Annotated in this window: 21 protein-coding genes; 16 read left to right on the top strand and 5 right to left on the bottom strand. The window is 72.5% G+C overall.

Features of this window, described 5'->3' with window-relative positions:
• Positions 1-115: 115 nt before the first annotated feature.
• Positions 116-910: a hypothetical protein gene (locus O3597_RS17500; protein WP_281601795.1), complete on the top strand. Its 795-nt coding sequence runs from the start codon at positions 116-118 to the stop codon at positions 908-910.
• A gap of 57 nt (positions 911-967) precedes the next feature.
• Here the strand turns inward: O3597_RS17500 and O3597_RS17495 are convergent, their stop codons facing one another.
• Positions 968-1,459, bottom strand: a complete 492-nt coding sequence (locus O3597_RS17495; protein ID WP_164445572.1) for a DUF3093 domain-containing protein — start codon at positions 1,457-1,459, stop codon at positions 968-970.
• Positions 1,460-1,545: 86 nt separating this feature from the next.
• Here O3597_RS17495 and dut point away from each other — a divergent pair, with 86 nt between their 5' ends.
• The 4 genes from dut (at position 1,546) to O3597_RS17475 (ending at position 4,062) form a co-directional block, all read left to right on the top strand.
• Complete coding sequence (gene dut, locus O3597_RS17490) at positions 1,546-2,076, top strand: dUTP diphosphatase (RefSeq protein WP_164445571.1); 531 nt, start codon at positions 1,546-1,548, stop codon at positions 2,074-2,076.
• Complete coding sequence (locus O3597_RS17485; protein WP_164445570.1) at positions 2,073-2,753, top strand: DUF3710 domain-containing protein; 681 nt, start codon at positions 2,073-2,075, stop codon at positions 2,751-2,753. Before dut ends, O3597_RS17485 begins: the two co-directional genes overlap by 4 nt.
• Before the next feature lie 174 nt (positions 2,754-2,927).
• Complete coding sequence (locus tag O3597_RS17480; protein ID WP_164445569.1) at positions 2,928-3,308, top strand: OB-fold nucleic acid binding domain-containing protein; 381 nt, start codon at positions 2,928-2,930, stop codon at positions 3,306-3,308.
• 31 nt (positions 3,309-3,339) lie between these two features.
• Positions 3,340-4,062 (top strand): DUF3159 domain-containing protein, encoded by a 723-nt coding sequence (locus tag O3597_RS17475; protein WP_164445568.1) that lies wholly within the window; start codon positions 3,340-3,342, stop codon positions 4,060-4,062.
• A 44-nt stretch (positions 4,063-4,106) separates the two neighbouring features.
• Here O3597_RS17475 and O3597_RS17470 read toward each other — a convergent pair whose 3' ends face one another.
• Positions 4,107-4,796 (bottom strand): TrkA family potassium uptake protein, encoded by a 690-nt coding sequence (locus O3597_RS17470; protein ID WP_166457899.1) that lies wholly within the window; start codon positions 4,794-4,796, stop codon positions 4,107-4,109.
• Between the two features lie 2 nt (positions 4,797-4,798).
• Complete coding sequence (locus O3597_RS17465; protein ID WP_164445566.1) at positions 4,799-5,461, bottom strand: TrkA family potassium uptake protein; 663 nt, start codon at positions 5,459-5,461, stop codon at positions 4,799-4,801.
• A gap of 152 nt (positions 5,462-5,613) precedes the next feature.
• Between O3597_RS17465 and O3597_RS17460 the strand changes: the two genes are divergently transcribed.
• The 3 genes from O3597_RS17460 (at position 5,614) to dxs (ending at position 10,897) form a co-directional block, all read left to right on the top strand.
• A complete protein-coding gene (locus tag O3597_RS17460) occupies positions 5,614-7,662 on the top strand; it encodes an APC family permease (protein WP_281601794.1) in 2,049 nt (682 codons plus the stop codon).
• The gene (locus O3597_RS17455; protein WP_281601793.1) at positions 7,659-8,879 is read left to right on the top strand and encodes a TRAM domain-containing protein; all 1,221 of its coding nucleotides are present in this window, start codon (positions 7,659-7,661) and stop codon (positions 8,877-8,879) included. The genes O3597_RS17460 and O3597_RS17455 overlap by 4 nt, the downstream gene beginning before the upstream one ends.
• Positions 8,880-8,950: 71 nt before the next feature.
• A complete protein-coding gene (dxs, locus tag O3597_RS17450) occupies positions 8,951-10,897 on the top strand; it encodes a 1-deoxy-D-xylulose-5-phosphate synthase (RefSeq protein WP_281601792.1) in 1,947 nt (648 codons plus the stop codon).
• Between the two features lie 136 nt (positions 10,898-11,033).
• On the opposite strand, the gene O3597_RS17445 is transcribed toward dxs, so the two are convergent.
• On the bottom strand, positions 11,034-12,233 hold the full coding sequence (locus O3597_RS17445) for a hypothetical protein (RefSeq protein WP_281601791.1): 1,200 nt from the start codon (positions 12,231-12,233) through the stop codon (positions 11,034-11,036).
• Positions 12,234-12,550: 317 nt separating this feature from the next.
• On the opposite strand from O3597_RS17445, the gene O3597_RS17440 reads away from it, so the two are divergent.
• The 8 genes from O3597_RS17440 (at position 12,551) to hpxZ (ending at position 22,508) form a co-directional block, all read left to right on the top strand.
• Positions 12,551-14,443 carry a hypothetical protein gene (locus O3597_RS17440; RefSeq protein ID WP_281604570.1) on the top strand — a complete coding sequence of 631 codons (1,893 nt, stop codon included), beginning with the start codon at positions 12,551-12,553 and terminating at the stop codon, positions 14,441-14,443.
• Positions 14,444-14,511: 68 nt separating this feature from the next.
• Positions 14,512-16,266 carry a hypothetical protein gene (locus O3597_RS17435; RefSeq protein WP_281601790.1) on the top strand — a complete coding sequence of 585 codons (1,755 nt, stop codon included), beginning with the start codon at positions 14,512-14,514 and terminating at the stop codon, positions 16,264-16,266.
• A 44-nt stretch (positions 16,267-16,310) separates the two neighbouring features.
• A complete protein-coding gene (locus O3597_RS17430; RefSeq protein WP_281601789.1) occupies positions 16,311-16,976 on the top strand; it encodes a GntR family transcriptional regulator in 666 nt (221 codons plus the stop codon).
• A 75-nt stretch (positions 16,977-17,051) separates the two neighbouring features.
• Positions 17,052-18,926 (top strand): allophanate hydrolase, encoded by a 1,875-nt coding sequence (gene atzF / locus O3597_RS17425; RefSeq protein WP_281601788.1) that lies wholly within the window; start codon positions 17,052-17,054, stop codon positions 18,924-18,926.
• A gap of 18 nt (positions 18,927-18,944) precedes the next feature.
• Complete coding sequence (locus O3597_RS17420) at positions 18,945-19,634, top strand: isochorismatase family cysteine hydrolase (RefSeq protein ID WP_164445559.1); 690 nt, start codon at positions 18,945-18,947, stop codon at positions 19,632-19,634.
• 8 nt (positions 19,635-19,642) lie between these two features.
• Positions 19,643-20,335, top strand: coding sequence for a cysteine hydrolase (locus O3597_RS17415; RefSeq protein WP_281601787.1), 693 nt, complete (start codon positions 19,643-19,645; stop codon positions 20,333-20,335).
• Between the two features lie 12 nt (positions 20,336-20,347).
• Entirely contained in the window at positions 20,348-22,021 is a 1,674-nt protein-coding gene (locus O3597_RS17410; protein ID WP_164445557.1) for a regulator, read from the top strand.
• Between the two features lie 97 nt (positions 22,022-22,118).
• Positions 22,119-22,508: an oxalurate catabolism protein HpxZ gene (gene hpxZ / locus O3597_RS17405; RefSeq protein WP_164445556.1), complete on the top strand. Its 390-nt coding sequence runs from the start codon at positions 22,119-22,121 to the stop codon at positions 22,506-22,508.
• Positions 22,509-22,515: 7 nt separating this feature from the next.
• On the opposite strand, the gene O3597_RS17400 is transcribed toward hpxZ, so the two are convergent.
• Positions 22,516-24,339, bottom strand: coding sequence for a hypothetical protein (locus O3597_RS17400; RefSeq protein ID WP_281604569.1), 1,824 nt, complete (start codon positions 24,337-24,339; stop codon positions 22,516-22,518).
• Positions 24,340-24,433: the final 94 nt, after the last annotated feature.

Genomic DNA, 24,433 nt, shown 5'->3' with positions numbered 1-24,433 from the left:
GCGACTCCCAAGTGGAGTCGCCGCCGCCCGGCTCGGCGAGCGCGACGCCGCGCAACCTGGTTGACTCGATAGCCATGAGCGAGCGAATCGGCGGGCGCGGCGCCGTGGTGCGGTCATGAGCGAGGACAGCGAGCGCACCGAGGACCGGGACGAGCTCGGGAAGACCGTCGCGGCGCTGACCGCCGACGAGATCGAGCCGGCGAGACGGCGTCAACTGCTCACCCGGCTGGTCGGACAGGCTCGGGCCCGGGGGATCGGCGACCTGTTCAAGCCGAGGGCCGCGCTGCGCTGGATGGTGGACACCGTCGCGGAGATCGCCCCGCACGTGTCGGTCCGGGATCTGAACACCCTGCGCCGCCACTTTCCCGGGCTGTCGGACGAGGAACTGGCCGACCGGCTGGTCCGCAACGCCTCCCGGGCCACGGCGGGGGTCGGCGCGGCCGGCGGCGGAGCCTCGGCGGTGCAGTGGACGGTGACACCGACCCTGCTCTCCGCTCCGGTACTGCTCGCCGCCGAGACGGTCGCGGTGGTGGCGGTGGAGCTGAAGTTGACCGGTGAGCTGCACGAGATCTACGGCGTACCGCTGCCGGCCGGCGGCACCGAGCGGACGATCGCGTTGGTGCAGGGATGGGCCAGCCAGCGCGGTGTCAACCCGATGATGCCCGGCGTCGGCGTGGGCGCCGTGCTGGGTACGGCCGCTCGGAACGAGTTGCGGGACACGCTGCTCAAGCGCTTCGGCCGGAACCTCACCACGCTCGGTCCCTTCCTCACCGGAGCCGCCGTGGCGAGCTACCTGAACCGACGGGCGACCCGGACGCTGGCCGACCAGCTCCGCACCGACCTGCGCCGGCAGCGGCACACCCTGCCCGCTGCGCCGCCCACCCCGCCGGCCCTGCCGGAGTCGTCCTGACCGCCGGCAGCGGCGTCGGCGGACACCGCACGATCCGGTGACCGGTGGCGGCTCGGATCAGCGGGCCGCGTCCCGCGCGGCCAGCAGCGCTTCGGCCAGCTCGACCGGGTGCCGGGAACTGACCACCCAGAACGGCGTGGGGTCGGCCGGGTCGTTCAGGACCACCTGGACGGCACCGGGGACCCACGGGCGTTGCACGACGAACGCCAGCGGATCGGCGCCCACACCGAGCACCTCACGCCGCCCCGCGGCGTCCAGCGCGACGGCGTCCGCGACGAACCGGACAGGCAGCCGGGCGTCGTCGACCCGCAGCTCCGCGTCGGTCACCGCGACCCGGATCCGGCCCAACCAGGCCAGCCCGGCGGCAGCGGCGGGCAGCAACACCGCGAACGGCAGCCAGGCGCGCGCACCGGCCGCGCCCATCCACACCTCCACGGCGAGCAGGGCGGCGGCCGCGAGCCCGGCGAGCCACAACCACCAGGGCAGCCGCAGACGCTCGGCGTACGCCGGGGGGGCCGAGACGGACGAAGGTGACGCTGACTGGCTCACTCATGCCAGGGTACGGCGCGGCGGCCCTCGGGTACCGGGCAGGATGACAGGGTCACCCCCAGCGGAACGGACGAAAGAGGGACATCATGACCGACGTGGTGCCCGTGCCGGTCCGGCGGCTCGATCCCGAGCTGCCGATGCCGGAGTACGCCCATCCCGGTGACGCCGGTGCCGATCTGGTGGCGGCCGCCGACGTGGAGCTGCCACCGGGCGGTCGGGCGCTGGTGCCGACCGGCGTGGCGATCGCCCTGCCCGAGGGGTACGTGGGCCTGGTCCATCCACGATCGGGGCTCGCGGCCAGACTCGGCGTGACGGTGCTCAACGCGCCCGGTACGGTCGACGCCGGCTACCGGGGTGAGATCCTGGTCAACCTGATCAACCATGATCGAGCCGCGGCGGTGAGGATCGCCCGGGGTGACCGGATCGCGCAGCTGATCGTGCAGCGGGTGGAACGAGCGATCTTCCAGCCGGTGGCCGAGCTGCCCGCGTCCGGACGCGGGACCGGCGGGCACGGCTCCACCGGCGGGCACGCCGGGTTGGTACCGCCGCCGGCCACGGACGGCGCGAACGGAAAAGATGGCACCGTGAGTGCGAACAGCGGAGGTTGGACGCAGTGATCTTCTCCCGGAAGCGGGCCGCGGGACGGCACGCCCTTGACGAGCGGGCCACGAACCTGCCCGAGATCGAGGACGCCCCGTCGGCCCCGGCGGAGCCGGCGCGTGGGCCGTACGACGTCACCGAGGCCCCGGCCGAGGTGCAGCGGCTCGACCTGGGCAGCCTGCAGATCCCGGCGGTGCCCGAGGTCGAGGTGCGGGTGCAGGCCGACCAGCAGGGGGTGGTCCAGCAGGTCGTGCTGGTGCACGGCCAGAGCGCCCTGCAACTCGGTGTCTTCGCGGCCCCGCGGTCGGAGGGAATCTGGGACGAGGTACGCGAAGAGATCCGCCAGTCGCTGCTCGCCGACGGTGCCGCCGCGCAGGAGGCCACCGGCGAGTACGGCACCGAGCTGCACGCCCGGGTACGCACCGAGGACGGCCTGACCGATCTGCGGTTCGTCGGCATCGACGGCCCGCGCTGGATGGTTCGGGCGGTCTATCAGGGCGCGGCGGCCACCGATCCGTCCGCCGCCGGCCCGTTGGCCCACTGCCTGGACGGGCTGGTCGTCGACCGGGGGGTGGAGGCCAAGCCGGTACGTGAGCCGCTGCCGCTGCGGCTGCCCCGCGAGGCGGGAGAGGCCGCGGCGGCCGGTCCGGCCACCGGGCCGGCCGACGCCGCGTCGGCACCCGGGAACCGCTGATCGGCCAGCAGCGGCCCCGCCCCCGCGCGCGTGCCCGGCACGGCCGCAGGAGCGCTTCCGGTGCGCCGGAAACGCCCTGTCCGGCGTACGCTGGCGGATGCCGTCGCGGCAGTCGTCCGGCGGCCGTGGCTTCCGGTGCCAGCCGGCCGGTGTGGAGAGGGTGACGCGGAGCACATGACCACCGACGAGGGTCGGGGTTCGCTGCGGCGGATGCTGCGACGGCTGACCGCGAGCGAGGCCGAGATCGAGGCGCAGCAGTTGCAGCGGGAGAGTGCCCGCTGTGGCGCGATGCCGGTGTTGCAGTGCGGTCGGGGGCAGGTGGTGTCGGTCAGCGGCCGACTGCGTACCGTCGTCTACACCCCCCGGACGAACCTGCCGGCGCTGGAGGCGGATCTCTACGACGGCAGCGACGTCGTGACCCTGGTCTGGCTCGGGCGACGGCACATCGTCGGCATCGAGCCGGGCCGGCACCTGACGGCCCGGGGGCGGGTCGCGGTGCGCGACGACCGCAAGGTGATCTACAACCCGTACTACGAGCTGGAGCCGTCGAAGTGAAGCTGCGGGCGTTGCGGATGGACAGCGGGCGATGACCACCGGACAGCACCCGGCGACCCAGCCGGAGACCGGGCCGGTGGACGAGGAGCGGCTGCCCACCGTCGCCGAGCAGATGGCCGACCAGCTCGGCGGTTGGCGAGGGCTGGCCGAGTCCAGCATTCCGGTGGTGGTCTTCGTGATCGCCAACATCGTCACCGACCTGCGGCCAGCCGTGATCGCCTCGGTGGCGGTGGCGGTGCTGATCGGTGGGCTGCGGTTGGCTCAGCGCCGACCGGTGCGGCACGCGGTCAACGGGCTGTTCGGCATCGGGATCGGCGCCGCCATCGCCTGGCGCACCGGCGACGCGCGCGACTTCTACCTGCCGGGGATCCTCTACGGCATCGGCTACGGCCTGGCCCTGCTGCTGTCGGCGGTGATCCGGCAACCGCTGGTCGGCTGGATCTGGTCGGTGCTGGTGGCCAAGGGCAGCTCGCAGTGGCGCGACGACCCTCTGCTGGTGCGCACCTTCACCAGACTGACCGTGCTCTGGGGCGTCGTCTGGCTGGCCAAGGTGGGCGTGCAGGCCGGCATCTACCTGGCGGCCCGGCGGTTCGACCAGCTCGGCGACGAGGCCGCCGCCGCCGACATGGAGACCGCCCTCGGGGTGGCGCGGCTGGCCCTGGGCTACCCGCCGTACGTGCTGCTGTTGTTGATCACGGTCTGGACGGTGCGGCGGGTGACCCGCGAGCGCCCGACGGAGCCGCTGCCGAGCTGAGCCGCACCGGCGGTCGGGGCGCCGGGCCCGGCCCGGCGTAGCGGTCAGCGTGACTCGCGGGTGCGCTCGACGCTGTCCGGGCCGAGCACCACCGCCCGTACCGCGTCCTCCACCTCGGCGGTGCAGACGAAGACCAGCTCGTCACCGGCCTCGACCGGGTCGTCCGGGCTGGGCACCAGGACGCGCTTGCCGCGCAGGATCGCCACCAGCGCGGAGTCCCGGGGCAGGGGCACCTCGCGCAGCGGGTGCCCGACGTAGGGCGCGGTCGGCGGCAGGGTGATCTCGACCAGGTTCGCCTCGCCCTGCCGGAACGTCATCAGCCGGACCAGGTCGCCGACGGTGACCGCCTCCTCGACCAGCGCGGCCATCACCCGGGGCTTGCTGACCGCCACGTCCACGCCCCACTGCTCGGTGAACAGCCACTCGTTCTCGGCCCGGTTGACCCGGGCGACCACCCGGGGCACCGCGAACTCGGTCTTGGCCAGCAGCGAGACCACCAGGTTCACCTTGTCGTCGCCGGTGGCCGCGACCACCACGTCGCAGCCGGCCAACTCGGCCTCCTCCAGGCTGGCCAGCTCGCAGGCGTCGGCCAGCACCCATTCGGCGTCCGGCACCCGGGCCGGCCGGAGCATCCGGGGCTGCCGCTCGATGAGCATCACCTGGTGGCCGTTCTCGATCAGCTCCTGGGCGATGGAGCGGCCCACGTTGCCGGCGCCGGCGATAGCGACCCGCATGATCACTGACCCCCTTCCGGCGTCGCCGCCACGGATGTGACCGCCGCCACCATGTCGTCGGTGACCAGCATGAAGATCTGGTCACCCTCCTGCACCACGCTGGCCACCGTGGGCAGCGTGCCGATGCCGAAGCGGATCAGGTACGCCACCCGGGCACCGGTCGCCTCCTCCAGGGCCCGCACCGGGCGACCGATCCAGTCCTTGTGCACCGGCACCTCGACGATCGAGACGGTGCTCGTCGGATCGCGGAAGATCTCCACGTTGCCCTCGGGCAGCAGGTGCCGCAGCATCCGGTCGGCCGTCCACCGGACGGTGGCCACGGTGGGGATGCCGAGTCGTTCGTAGACCTGCGCGCGGCGCTGGTCGTAGATGCGAGCCGCGACCCGGACCACGCCGAAGGTCTCACGGGCCAACCGGGCCGAAATGATGTTGGAGTTGTCGCCGCTGGAGACGGCGGCGAAGGCGTCGGCCCGCTCGATGCCGGCCTGGCGCAACACGTCGCCGTCGAAGCCGGCCCCGGTGACGGTGACCCCGGCGAAGTCGGGCCGCAGCCGGCGGAAGGCGTCCGCGTCCTGGTCGATGACCGCCACCGAGTGTCCCCGGGCCTCCAGGCTGTGCGCCAGGGTCGAGCCGACCCGGCCACAACCCATGATCACGACATGCACGCTGCCTCCCACGGTGCGTACCGCTGCGCCTCGTCGCCTGCGAGCCTGCCACGTCCGGGCCGCGGCCGGGGACCGACGGTACTCCCGCCTCGGATACGCCCGTGACCGGCCACCCCACGTGCCCGTCGCCGGTGGCCGTACGCTTGGCCGTTGTGGCCCGATCCACCTCCCTGCTGAAGCGGCTGCTCGTCGGCCGGCCGTTCCGGTCCGACCGGCTCAAGCACACCCTGCTGCCGAAGCGCATCGCGCTGCCCGTCTTCGCCTCGGACGCGCTGTCGAGCGTGGCGTACGCGCCGGACGAGATCCTGCTGATGCTCTCCATCGCGGGTGCCTCGGCGTTCGTGTTCTCACCGTGGGTCGCCCTCGGCGTGGTCGTGGTCATGCTGACCGTGGTGGCCAGCTACCGGCAGAACGTGCACGCGTACCCCTCGGGCGGCGGCGACTACGAGGTGGCGACGGTGAACCTCGGCCCGCGCGCCGGGGTGGGCGTGGCCAGTGCGCTGCTTGTCGACTACGTGCTCACCGTCGCGGTGTCGGTCTCCTCCGGGGTGGCCAACCTCGGCTCGGTGATTCCCTTCGTGGCGACCCACAAGGTGCTCATCGCGGTCTCCGCCGTGGCGCTGCTGACCGCGGTCAACCTGCGCGGGATCAAGGAGGCGGGCAGCGCGTTCGCCGTCCCGACGTACGGCTTCATGATCGTTATCATCGGCATGATCCTCACCGGGGTGGTCCGGGTCGTCGTGCTCGGCGAGGACCTGCGCGCCCCCAGCGCCGACCTGGTGATCGCCGCCGAGTGGCACGACACCACCGGCTGGGCGATGGCGTTCCTGCTGCTGCGCAGCTTCTCCTCCGGGTGCGCCGCGCTCACCGGTGTGGAAGCGATCTCCAACGGGGTGCCGGCGTTCAAGGCGCCGAAGAGCCGCAACGCCGCCACCACGCTGCTGATGCTCGGCCTGGTCGCGGTGACCATGCTGGTCGGCATCGTCTGGCTGGCCCGGCTCACCGGGCTGCAGTTCGTCGAGGATCCCGCCCTGCAGATCGTCTCCAGCCCGGAGGGGTACGTGCAGAAGACGGTCACCGCACAACTCGGTGAGACGATCTTCGGACCCGGGTCGGTGCTGCTGTTCCTGGTCGTCGGAGTGACCGCGACGATCCTGTTCGTGGCCGCCAACACGGCCTTCACCGGCTTCCCGGTGCTCGGCTCGATCCTCGCCCAGGACCGCTACCTGCCCCGCCAACTGCACACCCGGGGTGACCGGCTCGCCTTCTCCAACGGGATCCTCTTCCTGGCCGGCTTCGCGATCCTGTTGATCATCGGTTTCCAGGCCGAGGTGACCAAGCTCATCCAGCTCTACATCGTGGGTGTCTTCGTCTCGTTCACCCTCTCCCAGGCCGGGATGATCCGGCACTGGAACCGGCTGCTGCGCACCGAGCGGGACCCGCAGGTGCGTCGTCGGATGCTCCGGTCCCGGGCGATCAACACCTTCGGCATGGCGATGACCGCCACGGTGCTGGTGATCGTGCTGATCACCAAGTTCCTGCTCGGCGCCTGGATCGCCATCGTCGCGATGGGGCTGATCTACGTGCTGATGCTGGCCATCCGCCGGCACTACGACCGGGTGGCCGTCGAACTCGCCCCCGACGACGGACGGCCGGTGCTGCCGGCCCGTAACCACGCGATCGTGCTGGTCAGCAAGCTGCACCAACCCACGCTGCGGGCGGTGGCGTACGCACAGGCCACCCGACCGGACACCCTCACCGCGGTGACCGTCAACGTCGACGACCACGACACCCGGCAGTTGCAGGCCGACTGGGACCGTCGGGGAGTGCCGATCCCGCTCACCGTGATCGACTCGCCGTACCGGGAGATCACCCGACCGATCCTGAACTACGTGGCCAGCGTCCGCCGGGAGTCGCCGCGCGACGTGGTCACGGTCTTCATCCCGGAGTACGTCGTGGGCCGCTGGTGGGAGAACCTGCTGCACAACCAGAGCGCGCTGCGGCTCAAGGGGCGGCTGCTGTTCGAGCCGGGTGTAATGGTGACGAGCGTGCCGTGGCAGCTCGCCTCGACGGCCGGCAAGGACCTCGCCCGGATGGACGCCACGCTCGGCCGTGGACCGGTCCGGGGGCCTCGGGTGGCACCACGCGCCACCCTGCCGCCGCCTGCCGAGCGTGAGTCGTCGGACGGGGAGGCCCGGTGAGCGGGCTGGAGGAGGCCGAGCGGGTCGAGTTGACCGTGGCGGCCGTCGCCCCGGGAGGGCACTGCGTGGCCCGGGTGGACGGCCAGGTGGTCTTCGTCCGGCACGCCCTGCCGGGTGAGCGGGTGCTGGCCGAGGTGACCGAGGTGCACCGGGGGTTCGTCCGGGCCGACGCGGTCACCGTGCTGGAGGCGGCACCGGACCGGGTCGACCCGCCCTGTCCGTACGCCCGACCGGGTCGTTGCGGCGGCTGCGACCTGCAACATGTCGCCCCGGACGCGCAGCTGCGCTGGAAGACGGCGGTGGTCCGGGAACAGCTCGTCCGTCTCGGCGGGCTGGACGAGGCCGGCTGTGACGCGCTGGACCTGCGGGTGGAGGCGCTGCCGGGTGGTCCGCTCGGTTGGCGTTCCCGGGTCCGGTACGCGGTGGACGCGGCGGGTCGCGCCGGGCTGCTCAAGCACCGCTCCCACGAGGTGGTGCCGGTCGACCGCTGCCTGATCGCCCATCCGGCGATCCAGCAGCTGCCGGTGCTCACCTCCAGCGGGGTGAGCTGGCCGGACGCCGAGGCGGTGGAGACCGTCGCCACCACCGGCGGGGACGTGGCGGTGACCGCCGTGGCGGCCGGGGCCGGTCGGCGGGTCAGCGGCCCGGAACGGGTACGGGAGCGGGCCGCCGGCCGCGAGTGGATGCTGCCCGCCTCGTCGTTCTGGCAGGTGCACCCCGCCGCCGCGGACACCCTTGTCGACGCGGTGCTGGAGCTGGCCGACCCCCGGCCGGGGGAGCGGGCCTGGGATCTCTACGGTGGCGCCGGCCTGTTCGCCGCCGCGCTGGCCCCTCGGGTCGGCGAGACCGGGCGGGTCACCCTGGTCGAGGCGGCCGGCGACGGCGTCGCGGCGGCCCGGGAGAACCTGCGTGACCTGCCCGCCGTCGAGGTGGTGGCGGCCCGGGTGGAGACCGCCCTGGCCCGTCGCCGGGTCACCGGGCCGGTCGACGTGGTGGTGCTCGACCCGCCCCGGACCGGTGCCGGGGCGCGGGTGGTACGCGACGTGCTGGCCGCCGGGCCGCGCGCGGTGACCTACGTCGCCTGTGATCCGGCGGCGTTCGCGCGGGACCTGCGGGTCTTCACCGAGGCGGGGTGGCGGTTGGCGGCGTTGCGCGGGTACGACCTGTTCCCGATGACCCGGCACGTGGAACTGGTCGGACTGCTGGTGCCGGCCTGACCAGGTGCTCAGGACCGGTGGTCACCGCGCCCGGGCTGCGGGGTGCGCGAGGGCCGATAGACTCTGCGGTCATGAGTGTTGAAGAGGACACGGCCAACCACGGCCGGCTGCTGGCCACGGTGCACGGTCCCCAGGACGTCAAGCGGATGTCCGCCACCGAACTGGACATCCTCGCCGCCGAGATCCGCGACTTCCTGATCGCCAAGGTGTCGCGTACCGGTGGGCACATCGGGCCCAACCTGGGCGTGGTGGAACTCACCCTGGCCCTGCACCGGGTCTTCGACTCTCCCCGGGACCGGCTGCTGTTCGACACCGGCCACCAGGCGTACGTGCACAAGATCGTCACCGGCCGGCAGGGCGGGTTCGACCAGCTGCGCCAGCGGGGCGGGCTCTCCGGCTACCCCAACCAGGCCGAGAGCGAGCACGACCTCATCGAGAACTCGCACGCCTCGACCGCCCTGTCCTACGCCGACGGGCTGGCCAAGGCGTACGCGCTGCGTGGCGAGTCGCGCAGCGTCGTCGCCGTGGTGGGTGACGGGGCGTTGACCGGCGGCATGTGCTGGGAGGCGCTGAACAACATCGCCGCCACCGACAACCCGCTGGTCATCGTGGTCAACGACAACGGCCGCTCGTACGCGCCGACGATCGGTGGTCTGGCCCATCACCTCTCGACGCTGCGGCTCAACCCCGGCTACGAGAAGGTGCTGGACGCCGTCAAGGACGCCCTCGGCTCGACCCCGCTGGTCGGCAAGCCGATGTACGAGGTGCTGCACGCGGTCAAGAAGGGCATCAAGGACGCGGTCGCCCCGCAGGCGATGTTCGAGGATCTCGGCATCAAGTACGTCGGCCCGGTCGACGGGCATGACATCGCCGCCGTCGAGACGGCGTTGCGGGCGGCGAAGAACTTCGGCGGCCCGGTGATCGTGCACGCGGTGACCCGCAAGGGCTACGGCTACCGCCCCGCCGAGGAGGACGAGGCGGACTGCTTCCACAGCCCCGGCGCCTTCGACATCGCCGACGGCAAGGCCACCGCCGCGCCGTCGGTGAAGTGGACCCACGTCTTCGCCGACGAGCTGGTCGCGATCGCGGACGAGCGGCCCGACGTGGTGGGCATCACCGCGGCGATGGCCGGGCCGACCGGCATCGCGAAGCTGGCCCGCAAGTACCCGGAGCGCACCTACGACGTGGGCATCGCCGAACAGCACGCCGCCACCTCGGCGGCCGGCCTGGCGCTCGGTGGGCTGCACCCGGTGGTGGCGGTCTACGCGACCTTCCTCAACCGGGCGTTCGACCAGGTCCTGCTGGACGTGGCGATGCACAAGCTGCCGGTCACCTTCGTGCTGGACCGGGCCGGGATCACCGGGCCCGACGGGCCGAGCCACTACGGCATCTGGGACATGTCGGTCTTCGGCGTGGTGCCGGGCCTGCGGATCGCGGCCCCCCGGGACGCCGCCACGCTGCGTGAGGAGCTGCGCGAGGCGGTCGCCGTCGACGACGGCCCGACGATCGTCCGCTTCCCGACCGGCGCGGTCGCCGCCGATCTGCCCGCTCTGCGGCGGGTCGGGCCGGTCGACGTGCTGGCGGAGTCGGCGCGTACCGACGTGCTGCTGGTCGCGGTGGGTGCCTTCGGTCAGCTCGGCGTGGACGTCGCCGCCCGGGTGGCCGAGCAGGGCTACGGGGTGACCGTGGTCGACCCGCGCTGGGTCCGTCCGGTTCCGGCGGAGCTGGTCGAGCTGGCCACCGAGCACCGGCTGGTGGTGACCGTCGAGGACGGCGTCCGCTCCGGCGGGGTCGGCGACGCGCTCGCCCAGGCCATGCGCGACGCCGGTGTCCGGGTGCCGCTGCGCGATCTGGGCGTACCGGCCGGCTGGTATCCGCACGGCTCCCGCAACCAGCTCCTGACCGACCTCGGCCTGACCGCTCAGGACGTGGCCCGCGACGTGACCGGCTGGATCTCCCGCCTCGACACCGAGCCGGTCGACCCACCCCACCTCACCGCCAACTCCACCCCCAACTAACCTTCCCGCCCGACCCCGCGCGGGTGCCTCGCGGCGTTGATCATGAAGTTGTTGTCACTGCCTCCGGCGTGGCGCGACAACAACTTCATGATCAACCCGGGGGCGGGGGCCGGGGGGTGGGGGTGGGGAGTGGGGGTTAGCGGCGGGGGGAGCCGGCGGAGCGGTAGTGGGTCTTTTCGGCGGCGGCCAGGCTGAAGGTCTCGCGGCGCTCGGGGAGGGGAGCCACCACCAGGCCGGGGCGGTCGACCAGGCGGATCGTGTTGGGCGGCACCGAGAGCGCGGTGTCCTTGGTGGCGCGCCAGCTCAGCACGACCAGCGGCTGATCCGGCACCGGCAGCTCGTAGACCTGCAACGGGTTCGTCCGGTCGGCGGGGGAGAGCACCACCGCACCGTCGCCGGCGGGCCGGTACACCACCGCGCTCATCGTGCCCTCGGCACTCTCCCAGGTGAGCTGCTCCAACTCGGCCGGCTCGCCCCCGTCGAGCGACAACTCGCCGAGCGTACGCACCGCGAGTTTCGCCATCGGCCAGGACGCCGGCACCGACTGCGGGACGTCCCGGTCGCCGACCCGCCGGTCGATGCTGCCGAACGGGCCGTCCTCGTCGGCCAGCAGGCAGGTGTCGAGGCCGGTCAGGGCGCGTCGGCCGGAGCCGCTCTCGTCGCGTACCAGCGGATATCGCGGGGCGGTGATGCCGGTGCCGAGGTCGAGCAGCCGGTCGGTGGCCCGACCCCGAGGCAACGACTCGGTGGAGCGCAGGGTGGCGGTGACGGTCACCGCTCGGCACCGGGGCACCTCGACGGGGCTGGTCAGGCCGTCGCGGTCGGAGACGATGCGACCGTTCGGCCCGACGAGCCGCCGAACCCGTTCGGAGGTCAGGTAGCGCCGGCCGTCGGCGGACTGGACCGGCAGCACGTCGGAGTAGACCAGGTAGCCGGGGTCGGTGTACTCGGTGGCGTGACTGACCGTGTACCGGTCGCCGTCGCCGGTGAGCTGAAGCAGCCAGGACGCGGCCTCGCCGGGTACCGAAGCGGCGACCAGGGCCAGCGGACGGCCGTCGACCTCACCGGAGAAGAGAATGCCGGAGGAGGGTACGTGCACCCGGTCGTCCACGGGCGAGCGCCAGTCGCGTACCGCCTCGGTGACGGCGGCGGTCGCCGTCGTGTCCTCGGCCAGTGAGCCGCGCGGCGGCCACACCGTCAAGGCGCCGTCCATGCTGTCGTAGCCGACCCGCAGGTCCCGTGCCTGACGCTCGGCGACCGGCCCGCACGCGGTGACCGCGATCAGCAGGGTGGACAGGCCGGTGGCGGTCAAGCCGCGCCAACGGGCTGGAGCCACCTGTCACGCCCCCGATCGGATCGCGTCGTCGTGTCGGAGGGCAATAGTACGAGATGTCCCGCCGATGCTTCGGGCCACCGTACGCTGCGTCGCGCGGTCACCACACCGGCCACAGGGGACATCGCGTCTGACTTGGGGCACTTTCCCCACTCGGGTAGACTCCGCCGACTGTGACGCCTGCCGAGACCCGCGCCGCCGCGCTGCCGAGATCCGCCGACGTCGCCGACTCTCCGTCCGAAGTTGTCACCGTGGGTGACGGGGCGCGCAACGACGCCGACGCGCTCACACCGGAGACCGCACCCACCGTCGAGCCGGCCATGGTCCAGGCCGTGGCGATCGACGGAGCGGCACCCGCCACCGAGGCACCCGCCACCGAGGCCGGGGCTGACGGGCAGCTGCCGGAGACCGCGTCGGCCGACGGTACGCGAGGTGCCGACGACGTCGACGCCGCACCGGAACGCCGACGCCGGTTCAGGTGGACTCCCCGGCGACGGGATCTCGCCGTCTTCGGCGGGTTCCTGGTGACCGCGCTCTGGGTGACCAGCCAGATCTGGATGGACCCGGCCGGGCGGGTGGCCTCGCTCTACAGCAGCGACCCGGCCCAGGTGCAGTTCTTCCTCGCCCACTCGGTACGAGTGGTCCTGCACGGCGAGTTCCCCTTCTTCACCGAGCAGTTCAACTACCCCGACGGGGTCAACCTGATGGCCAACACGGCCATCCTCGCCCTGGGCATCCCGATGGTGCCGGTGACCCTGCTGTTCGGACCGGCCGTGACCTTCGTGCTGCTGGTGACGCTCGGTCTGGCCGGGACCGCCTCGGCCTGGTACTTCGTGCTGTCCCGGCACGTGGTGAGCAACCGGCTCGCCGCGGTGGTGGGCGGTTGGTTCTGTGGCTTCTCACCGGCGATGCTGTCGCACGCCAGCTGGCATCCGAACATCATCAGTCAGTTCCTGCTGCCGTTCATCGTGTGGCGGGTCATGGTGATCACGAGGTCGACCCGACCGTTTCGGGACGGTGCGCTGCTGGCCCTGCTGGTCACCGTGCAGGCGTTCATCAATGAGGAGATCCTGCTCTTCACCGCGATGGGTTGCGGGATCTTCCTGATCGCGGTGGTCGTCCAGCGGCCCGGGCTCTGGTCGGCGGCCTGGCGGCCGTTGGCCAAGGCGCTGGCCACCTGCACGGTGATCGCCGGCGCGCTGCTGGCGTACCCGCTGTACATCCAGTTCGCCGGTCCGATGGCGTATCACGGGCTCAGTGAGGCGGTGCGTGACTACGGCAACGACATCGCCGCCTACTTCGCCCCCGGTTCACCCACCGTCGGCGGCAACCAGCGGGCGAACGTCAACCTCGCGCCGAACTACTCGGAGGAGAACGCGTTCTTCGGGTGGAGTCTGGCGCTGATCGCCGTCGGGATCGTCCTCTGGCTCCGGCGGGAGGTGCTGGTCCGGGCGCTCGCCGCGACCGCCGCGTTCTACGCCATCCTCTCCCTCGGCGAGCGGGTCAGCTGGTGGGACCGGGAACTGGTCGTCGGTCCGTGGGAGTGGCTGGTCCGGCTGCCGTTGCTCGACGCGGTGGTGCCGACCCGGTTCGGCATGATCACCAGCGTGGTGGTGGCGATCCTGCTGGCCCTGGCCATCGAGCGGACCAGTACGCTGTCCCTGGACCGGCGGACCGTGCGTACGCTCACCGCCGCCGGTCTGGTGCTCGCGTTGCTGCCGATCACCCCCATGCCGCTGCCGATGACGTCCCGACCGCCGGTGCCGGACTTCATCACCTCCGACCGGTGGCGCGCCTACGTCGCGCCGGACCAGACGCTGGTGCCGATCCCGGTGCCGAGCATGGGCAACACCCACGGCATGCGCTGGGCCGCCGCCACCAACCTCGATTTCAAGATCCCCGGCGGCTACTTCCTCGCCCCCCGCAACGGCAACACCGGCGACCCCGGTCGCTTCGGTGGCCGACCCAGCGGCATCGGGAAGCTGCTGGAGGAGGTCGCCACCACCGGCCGGACCCCTGAGCTGAACGACCGCCAGCGACGCCGGTCCCTGGACGAGCTGCGGTACTGGCGGGCGGCGATCCTGGTGCTGCCGGTCCGGCAGCCGCACTCGGAGTCACTGCGGCAGACCGTCGAGCAACTGGTCGGACCGGCCCGGCTCGAACTGGACGTCTGGGTGTGGGACGTACGGTCACTCACCGACCCCCGGGCCTGATGTCGGTCGGTACGCTCGATCGGGAGGCGCAGACCCGCCCCCGTCGCCGTTGGCGGCTCCGCCCGGGTATGCCTGATTTGGCGGTGGTGGCCGGCTACCTGGCGCTGGCCGGCTGGCTGACCAGCCGGCAGTGGGGCCGACCGGACCGACTCTTCCACCAGGCCGGCGACCAGATCCTCTTCGAGTGGATGCTGGCCCACGCCGCCCGGGTCGTCTCCGGTCGGGCACATCCACTGTGGAGCGAAGCGCTGAACGCGCCCGACGGGGTGAACCTGATGGCCAACACCTCGGTGCTCGGCCTCGGCGTCCCGCTGGCCCCGGTCACCCTGCTGTTCGGCTCGCAGGTGGCCTTCGGGGTGGCGGTGGTCGGGTGCCTGGCCGGCACGGCCACCGCCTGGTACGTACTGCTGCGCCGCCGGCTGGTCGAATCCCGGCTGGCCGCCGCGGTCGGCGGACTGGTCTGCGGCTTCGCGCCCGGCATGGTCGCGCAGGCCGGATCGCACCTGCACATGGCCGCCCAGTTCCTGGTGCCGGTGATCCTGGCACTGGTGTTCGCCCCCGACCCCGCCGATGCGAACGCGTCCTCGTCGGGCATCTGGTCGCGGGTGTGGCGCCCCGGGGTGCTGCTCGGTCTGGTCGTGACGTACCAGGTCTTCCTCGGCGAGGAGGTGCTGCTCCTGGCGGCGCTGGCCGCCGGCGTCCTCGTCGTCGGGTACGCGCTGGCCGACCGGGCCGCCGCACGTCGGCTCGCCCCGGCCACGGCCGGCCGGATCGCGGTCGGCGCGGTGGTGGCGGCGGCGCTGCTGGCCTACCCGCTGTGGTTCCAGTTCTTCGGCCCCGGCCACTACCGGGGGATGCCGTTCCACGCGTACGGCTTTCAGTTGGACGCCGCGTCGTTCACCGCCACCGCCCGGCAGACCGTCTTCGGCGACCATCGCCTGCCGGCTCTGCTGGCACCCAACGCCACCGAGGAGAACTCCTTCTTCGGGCCGGGTCTGCTGGTGCTGGCCCTGGTCGTGACGGTGTGGCTGTGGCGTCGCCCGCTGGTCCGGGCGCTGGCCGGCTGCGCAGTGGTGTTCGCCCTGCTCTCCCTCGGTCCCCGGGTACGCCTCGACGGAGCGTTGACCGACCTGCCCGGTCCGTACCGGCTGATCGCCGAGCTGCCCCTGCTCGACCACGTGGTGCCGGCCCGGTTCGCGCTGGTCTGCGTGCCGGTGCTGGGCATCCTGCTCGCCCTCTCCGTGGACCGGGTGCGACGGCAGGCGGTCAGCACCGCGACGCGACCGGACGCGGTGCCGGTGCGGCTGCTCTGGGCCGGCGCGATGGCCGCCGCGCTGCTGCCGCTGACCCCGACCCCGATCCGTACCGTCCCGGTCTGGCAGGTGCCGGCGTTCGTGGCGGAGGGCACCTGGCGGGCCTACGTGCCGGCGGGGCGGACCGTGGTGGCCGTGCCGCCGGTGACCAACGCGGGCCAGAGCCCGGCGATGCTCTGGTCCGCCCGCACCGGGTTGGCCTTCACCGCACCGGGCGGATTCTTCATCGGCCCCCGTTCCCCGGACGACCCGGCGGCCCGGTGGGGCGCCCCGGACCGGCCCACGTCGTTGCTGCTGCGCCGGGTGGCCGACACCGGTGAGCTGCCGCCGATCAGCGACACCGACCGCCGGCAGGCGGTGGCCGACCTGAGGCACTGGCGGGCGGCCGTGGTCGTGCAGGGCGGACTGCACCACGGTGACCCGGTGCGTAGGACGGTCGAGGCGCTGCTCGGCCCGGCCCGGGAGATCGACGGTGCCCTCGTCTGGGATGTCCGGCCTCTCGTGGGCTGACGCGTCCGCGGGCGGCTCCGGCGGCAGGTGGCACACTCGTCGGGGTGAACGACGTGGCCGCATCGCCGGCGGAGGGCGAGCTGGAGAGTGTCAGTCTGGTGGAGCTCGCCGTCGCCCGGCTGACCCGGGAGATCCTCAGCGGCCGGAGTGATCCCGGTGAACGGCTGGTGGAGGAGCAACTGACCCGACGGCTCGGGATCAGCCGGGCGCCGCTGCGCGAAGCGTTGCGGCTGCTGGCGCAGCGGGGCCTGGTCGAGCACGTCCCGCGCCGGGGGGTCCGGGTCGCCACCCTGTCCGATCGCGACGTGCGGGAGCTGTACGAGCTGCGTGACGTGCTGGAACGCTTCGCGGTGCGGTCGGCGATCCCGGTGCGTCGGGACAGCGACCTGGCCGGACTGCGGGCGGCGTTGGACCAGATGCGGGAGGCGACCCGGGACGGTGATCGGCTGGCGGTGGCCGAGTCGCACCGGGCGTTCCACGTCGCGCTGGTGGCGCTGGCCGGCAATCGGCAGCTCTCCACCGTGTACGACTCGATTCTGGTGAAGTTGCAGCTGTACATGGCGATCAACCTGCGCCGCGAGGCGGAGGTGGCGCAGCCGCAGGACGGCGTCCACCGGCACGAACGGCTCTTCGAGGCGGTCGCCGCCGGTGACCCGGAGCTGGTGCTTGCCGTGCTGTCCGAGCACGGGGCGCGCTCGTATCTCGGCTAGCTCCTCCGGTCGGCCGTCACGGCGTCGTTACCTGGCGCGCGCCCCCTGGAAACACAACTGTCGACAATCGACTGTATGCCAGAGCGGATCGGATCGATCTCGGAGCTGCGGTCGGCGTACCGCCACGGCGGCCTGACCCCCACCGACCTGGCGGAACGGGTCCTGGCCGGGCTGTCCGGAGCGGACGACGGGCCGGTCTGGATCAGCACCGTGCCGGCCGGCCAGCTCCTCGCCCGCGCCGAGCGGCTGGCGGCCACCGCCGACCCCGCGACCCTGCCGCTGTACGGGATACCGTTCGCGGTCAAGGACAACATCGACGTCGCCGGCATGACCACCACCGCCGGCTGCCCCGACTTCGGGTACGCCGCCGTCGAGGACGCGCCCGTGGTGCGCCGGCTGCTCGACGCCGGTGCCCTGCTCGTCGGCAAGACCAACCTCGACCAGTTCGCCACCGGCCTGACCGGGTCGCGTTCGCCGTACGGCAGCTGCGCGAGCGTCTTCGGCGGAGGGTTGATCTCCGGCGGTTCCAGCTCCGGCTCGGCCGTGGCGGTCGCCGCCGGCCAGGTCAGCTTCGCCCTGGGCACGGACACGGCCGGCTCCGGCCGGGTGCCGGCGGCGCTGAACGGCATCGTCGGCCTCAAGCCCACCCGGGGCCTGCTCAGCACCGCCGGAGTGGTGCCCGCCTGCCGTTCGCTCGACTGCGTCTCGGTCTTCGCCACCGACGTCGCGGACGCGGTGGACGTGCTGCACGCCGCGCGCGGCGTCTCGGCGGCCGACCCGTGGGGGCGTCCGCTACCGGCGGAGCGGGTGGTGGCCCGCATGCCGGGCACGCTACGCCTCGGTGTGCCCCACGCAGAAGACCTGGAGTTCTTCGGCGACGCCGGACAGGCGGTCCGGTTAGCCGCGGGCGTGCAGGCGCTACGGGGTCTGGTCGGCCAGGTCGGGTCGGTGCCGTTGCAGAGCTTCCTCGAGGCGGGCGAGCTGCTCTACCAGGGACCGTGGGTGGCCGAACGGCTCGCCGGGCTGGACGGCTTCCTGCGGGAACATCCCGAGGCCGTCCTGCCGGTGACCCGCAGCGTGCTGGAGACCGGCCGGCGCTACGACGCGATCGACGCCTTCCGGGGGCAGCACCGGTTGCGCGAGTTGCGGGCCCAGGTCGACCAGCTGTGGCACGAGGTCGACGTGCTGGTGCTGCCCACCGTCGGCACGACCTTCACGCTCGCCGAGGTCGCCGAGGACCCGATCGGCCGTAACACGGTGCTCGGCCGCTACACCCAGTTCGCCAACCTGCTCGACCTGGCGGCGGTGACCGTGCCCAACGGGTTCACCGCAGCGGGCCGGCCGGCGAGCCTGACCCTGCTCGGCCCCGCGTTCAGCGACACCACTTTGGCGCAGCTCGCCGCCGCCTTCACCGCCGCTTCCCGGGCCACCCCTGCTGCCGCCGCGCCCGCCGACCAGGCCGGCACGGACCTGCCGGCGCCAACCCCGGTGGGTGCCCGTCCGCCGGCCGTACCCACCGCCTCGGTGACCGGGTCGGCGCAGGTGCTGATCGCCGTCGTCGGGCGGCACCTGGCCGGCGAGTCCCGCAACGCGGAGCTGACCGAACGGGGCGCCACGCTCGCCGGTGCCGCACGCACCGCGCCGCGCTACCGGCTCTACCGCCTGGCGACGGCCGACGGCGCAGGACTGCCCGGCCTGGTCCGGGTCGCCGACACCGACCCGGACGGGCACCCGATCGAGGTCGAGCTGTGGCGGCTGCCGGTGGCCGCCGTCGGCGAGCTGCTGACCGGGGTGCCGGCCCCGCTGTCGCTGGGCTGGGTCCGGCTGCACGACGGGCGGGACGTGCTCGGTTTCCTCTGCGAGGCGTACGCGGCCGTTTCGGGTGCCGAGGACATCAGCGCCGCCGGCGGGTGGCGGGCCTACCGCCGGGCCGCGGCGCAGCGGAGTTGACAACCGGAGGAGGAGAGGATGGGCAGCATCGGGCCGGTAACGGCGAACCCCTACCCGTGGCCGTACGACGGCACGGCCGACACCGCGCGTACCGCACTGCTCTGCATCGACTGGCAGACCGACTTCTGCGGCCCGGGCGGCTACGTCGACGCGATGGGCTACGACATCGGCCTCACCCGGGCCGGGCTGCCGGCCACCGCCCGGCTGCTGGAGCACGCCCGGTCGCTCGGCATGCTCGTCGTGCACACCCGGGAGGGGCACGACCCCGACCTGTCCGACCTGCCGGCGAACAAACGCTGGCGCTCGGCGCAGATCGGCGCCGAGATCGGCGCGGCCGGACCGTGCGGACGGATCCTGGTCAAGGGCGAGCCCGGCTGGGAGATCGTGCCCGAGGTCGCCCCGGCGCCCGGCGAGGTGGTCGTCGACAAGCCCGGCAAGGGCGCCTTCTACGCCACGAATCTCGACCTGGTGCTGCGTACCCGGGGGATCACCCACCTGATCCTCACCGGCATCACCACCGACGTCTGCGTGCACACCACGATGCGCGAGGCGAACGACCGGGGCTACGAGTGTCTGATCCTCGCCGACTGCACCGGTGCCACCGACAAGGACAACCACGACGCCGCGCTGCACATGGTGACCATGCAGGGCGGCGTGTTCGGCTGCGTCGCCACCTCCGACGCCGTCATCGCCGCCACGACCAGGTGAGGTGAGCCATGTTGACAGTTGCCGCGGCGCGGCCCTTCCCGTACACCTTCGACCCCGCGACCACCGCGCTGCTCGTCATCGACATGCAGCGCGACTTCCTGGAGCCCGGCGGTTTCGGCGAGAGTTTGGGCAACGACGTCGGCCAGCTGCGGCGGACCATCGCGCCGCTGACGAGGCTGCTGGCCGCCGCCCGGGCCGCCGGACTGACGGTCGTGCACACCCGGGAGGGGCACCTGCCCGACCTCTCCGACTGCCCACCGGCCAAGCTCAACCGGGGCCTGCCGAGCAAGCGGATCGGCGACCCGGGGCCCAAGGGCCGGATCCTCGTCCGGGGCGAGTACGGCCACGACATCGTCGACGAGTTGGCGCCGCTGCCCGGCGAGCCGGTCGTGGACAAGCCGGGCAAGGGCGCCTTCCACGCCACCGGGCTGGACGCCCTGCTCACCGAGCGGACCATCCACAGTCTCCTGGTCACCGGGGTGACCACCGAGGTGTGCGTGCACACCACGGTCCGGGAGGCCAACGACCGTGGGTACGAGTGCCTCGTGCTCGCCGACTGCGTCGGGTCCTACTTCCCCGAGTTCCATCGGGTGGGGCTCGACATGATCGCCGCCCAGGGCGGCATCTTCGGGTGGGTCGCCGACTCGACGGACGTGCTCGCCGTGCTGCCCACCACCCCCGTGTTGCAATCCTCCTCCTGACCGGGAGCAACCATGGTCCCCACCAGACCCTCCGTCGCGTCGCTGCCGTACTGGGTGCGCGGCGACACCAACGCGTTCTTCGGTTTCGGCGTCAACGTCCTGGTCAACGTGCTCACCCTGACCGGGCTCTGCCTCTTCGTGGTGAACCTGCCCGAGCGGGAGGTGTTCGGCACGATCCTGCCGGCCCTCGGCATCGCCCTGGTCGCGGGAAACATCTACTACACGCACCTGGCCCGCCGGCTGGCCCGGCGGGAGAACCGCTCCGACGTGACCGCCCTGCCGTACGGGCCGAGCGTGCCGCACATGTTCATCGTCATCTTCGTCATCATGCTGCCCATCTACCTCAGCACCGGTGACCCGGTGCGCGCCTGGGAAGCGGGGCTGGCCTGGGCCTTCATCATCGGCGTGATCGTGCTGATCGGTGCGTTCGTCGGTCCGTACATCCGTCGCTACACGCCGCGTGCGGCGCTGCTCGGCACGCTCGCCGGCATCTCGATCACCTTCATCTCGATGAACCCGGCCGGCCAGATGTGGCGGCTGGCCTGGATCGCTCTGCCGGTCCTGGCGCTGCTGCTGATCGGCCTGCTCACCGACGTGAAACTGCCGTTCAACTTCCCGATCGGGCTGGCCGCCCTGCTGCTCGGTACGGCGATCGGCTGGCTCGGCGGGGCGATGTCGGTGCCGGACGTCACCGCTGCGGCCCGGGACATCGCGTTCGCCGTCCCCACCTTCCAACTCGACCTGCTGCTGCGTGGGCTCTCCGACATGGCGCCGCTGCTGGCGACCGCGATCCCGCTGGGGGTCTACAACTTCACCGAGGCGATGACGAACGTGGAGAGCGCGGCCACCGCCGGGGACAACTACAACCTGCGCAGTGTGCTGCTCGCCGACGGGGCCGGCGCGGTCATCGGCTCCGCCCTCGGCTCGCCGTTCCCCCCGGCGGTCTACGTCGGCCACCCGGGCTGGAAGGCCGCCGGTGGGCGTACCGGCTATTCGATGGCGACCGGGATCGTCATCGCCCTGCTCTGCTTCCTCGGGATGTTCTCCCTGCTCGGCGCGATCTTCCCGACCGCGGCGATCGTGCCGATCCTGCTCTACATCGGGCTGCTGATCGGCGCCCAGGCGTTCCAGGCGACGCCCCGGGCACACGCCGCGGCGGTGGTGGCGGCCCTGATACCCAACATCGCCGCGTGGGCGACCGGGCAGATGAACAACGCCCTGGCGGCGGCCGGCACCACCGCCGCCGAGGTCGGCGACGAGGCCCTGGCCGGTGCCGGAGTGGTCTACGACGGCCTGCGCATTCTCGGCGAGGGCGCGATCCTCGCCGGTCTGGTGCTCGGCGCGATCGTCGCCTTCATCATCGACAAACGCTTCGTCCAGGCGGCCATCTTCGCCGCCTCGGGATCGGTGCTCGCCTTCATCGGCCTGATCCACGGCGAGGAGGTGCGGTGGAACGCCAACGGTCAGGTGGCGCTCGGCTACCTGTTCGTGGCGGTGATCTGCGCGATCTTCGCGCTCGGCAAGTACCCGCCCCGGGTGCCCGAGCCGGAGGAGGCCGAACTGGACCGCCTGCACGGCGGGGACTCTCCGGCACCCCCGACTCCCGCCGTCACCGGCCCGGCGGTTCCGGTGGCGACCGGCGAGCCGGTCGGCGACGAGAAGCGCGAACCGGCGGTGAACAGCTGAACTCCGGCCGGGCGGCGGTGCGGCCCGCACCAGCCCGCCGCCGCCCGGCCGGGTGCGCCCACCCACGTCCCGCCCGCCCAGAAAGGACCCTCGCCGGATGGAGATCGACCGGACGGACGTGGTCGCCGAGGTGACGGCCGCCTTCGCCGGCTACGAGCAGGCGCTCGTGGCCGGCGACGTCGACGGAATCTGTGGATACTTCTGGGACTCCGAGGCCACCGTGCGCTTCGGCCTGGCCGACCACCAGTACGGGCTCGACGAGCAGCGCAAGTGGCGGGCCGTGCAACCACCGCTGCCGCCCGGCCGCCGGCTGGTCGACACGGTGGTCACCGCCTTCGGCGCGGACCTCGCGGTCGTCACGACCCGGTTCGGGTACGCGGGCGGCGCCACCACGGGCCGGCAGACGCAGACCTGGGTACGCCTACCGGAGGGCTGGCGGATCGTCACCGCCCACGTCTCCGAGCCGCTGCCGTCCGACCCGGGATGACCACCTCTCACACCCGGTCGCGTACGTCCCAGAGCCAGACGTCGTCGACCCGCTGCGGCTCACCGAGCAGCGCGGTCAGCAGTTCCCGCAGCACCGGCTCGCGGGGATGCGCGCCGAGCACCACCACCGACGCCCGCCAGAAGCGCAGGTCCGCCACCGCCTGCTGGCGGTTCTCGTCGCTGATCTCGGGCAGCTCACCGGCGTCCATGGTCTGGTAGATGAGGGTGCTGGTGGGCCGGTTCGGGGCACCGAAGACCCCCTCGCCGTCCTCGTTCGGGCCGATGAAGTAGCCGGCCGGGATCGGGAACTCGTGCCCGGTCAGCGCGCTCCACCGCAGCGTGGACAGGCCGTGCACGTTGCTGGGGATGGGCACCGGCACCAGCGTGCGGCCGTCCGGCACGTACGGTCGCCAGGCGCCCGAGGTGATGAAGTCCGGCGGCGCGTCGACCGGCTCGGCGGGCAGCGGACGGGGCAGCAGCGGCAGCAGGGCGAGGGTGATCGCGGCGTACCCGACGACGTGCTGCCAGCGCAGTCGCCGCCGGTCGGTGACCGTGGCCTCCGGGGCGCGGGGCGCCGGCACCGGCGGCCGGTGGCTGCGTGCCACCGCGTCCCAGGCCAACGTCAGCAGTACGCCGAGCGCGGCGGTGGTCACCAGGGTCAGCCGGGTCGGCATCATCATCTCGACGAGTGGCAGATCCGCCGGAATGTACGACCACGGGCCGGCGATCCCGGTCAGCTCGCCGTTGAACCGGATCTCCGGGCCGAGCGCGGCGACCGAGAAGACCACCACCAGCACGGCCAGGATCCGGGCCACCAGCGAGCGGCGTACCAGCAGGGCCAGGGCCACCACCGACAGCAGCACCAGCGGCCAGCCGAACCAGGTGTTCTGTTCGGTCATGCCGATGGTCGCCTCCACCGCCTCGTCACCGGCGATGGTGTCGCGGGGGAAGGTGACGAACGCGACGACGTCCTCGCCCCAGCTGTGGAACACCCCGCCCTGAAGCCCCCGGTAGGACTGCGGACCGTTGAACTGGAACCAGATCGGGTACGCGGTCAGCAGCAGCGCCACCCCACCACCGACGCCCAGGCCGGCCGCGAACGTGCCGGCCCGTGCCCACGCCACGCGCGGACGCATCGCCGCGTACGCGATCACGACGACCAGGCAGGCCAGCGCCGTGAGCAGCAGCATCTCCTCGTTGATGAAGATCTGGTACGCGACCAGCAGCCCCAGCACCAGCCCGTTGCGCCGCCACCGGCCCGGCTCGACCAACCGGAACACCCGCACCACGATCAGCGGCAGCAGGAAGTTGGAGACGAAGTTGGGCTGACCGTTGGCGTGGTGCACGATGCCCGGGGCGAAGCCCAGGAACGCGCCACCGACGAAGGCCGCCGCGCGGGAGCGCACCAGGTGCCGCGACAGCATCCAGTACGAGGTGCCGGCGGTGGCGGCCAACGCCCCACCCAGGTAGAGCGCGTACACGACCTGGGGACCGAGCAGCATGGTCAGCGGCGCCAACGGCAGGGTCACCCCGAGCAGCGAGGTGTTGGCCATCATGTTGACCCCGTCCGGGGCGTTCTGCCGGGCGGTGAAGAGCGGGTTCTCCAGATGCTGCACCGAGTACGCACCGTGTGCGAAGAGCCACTCGAACCAGCTGTGGTCGGTGGGCAGGTGCGACGAGACCCGGTTGTTCACGTCGGCCCAGTAGTTCAGGCAGACGACGACGCCGAGCAGCACGTAGGCTCCGATGGCCAGCACGTCGGCGCGTGTCGGCCGCCGCCGGGGACGTGTTGTCGTTGATCGCGTCTCGACGGTCTCGGAGACGGGGTTCAGCGAGGGATTCACCACCGGCACAGCCACGACGGGCCATCGTACAGGCGGAACCCCGCCCGCCCGCCGCGCGTCTGGTGTGTGTCAGGGGAGGACA

Origin of the sequence: Verrucosispora sp. WMMA2044, assembly GCF_027497155.1 — a bacterium.
GTDB lineage: Bacteria > Actinomycetota > Actinomycetes > Mycobacteriales > Micromonosporaceae > Micromonospora > Micromonospora palythoicola.
The sequence above is the reverse complement of the archived record's forward strand: the minus strand, read 5'-3'. Positions and strand labels throughout refer to the sequence as shown.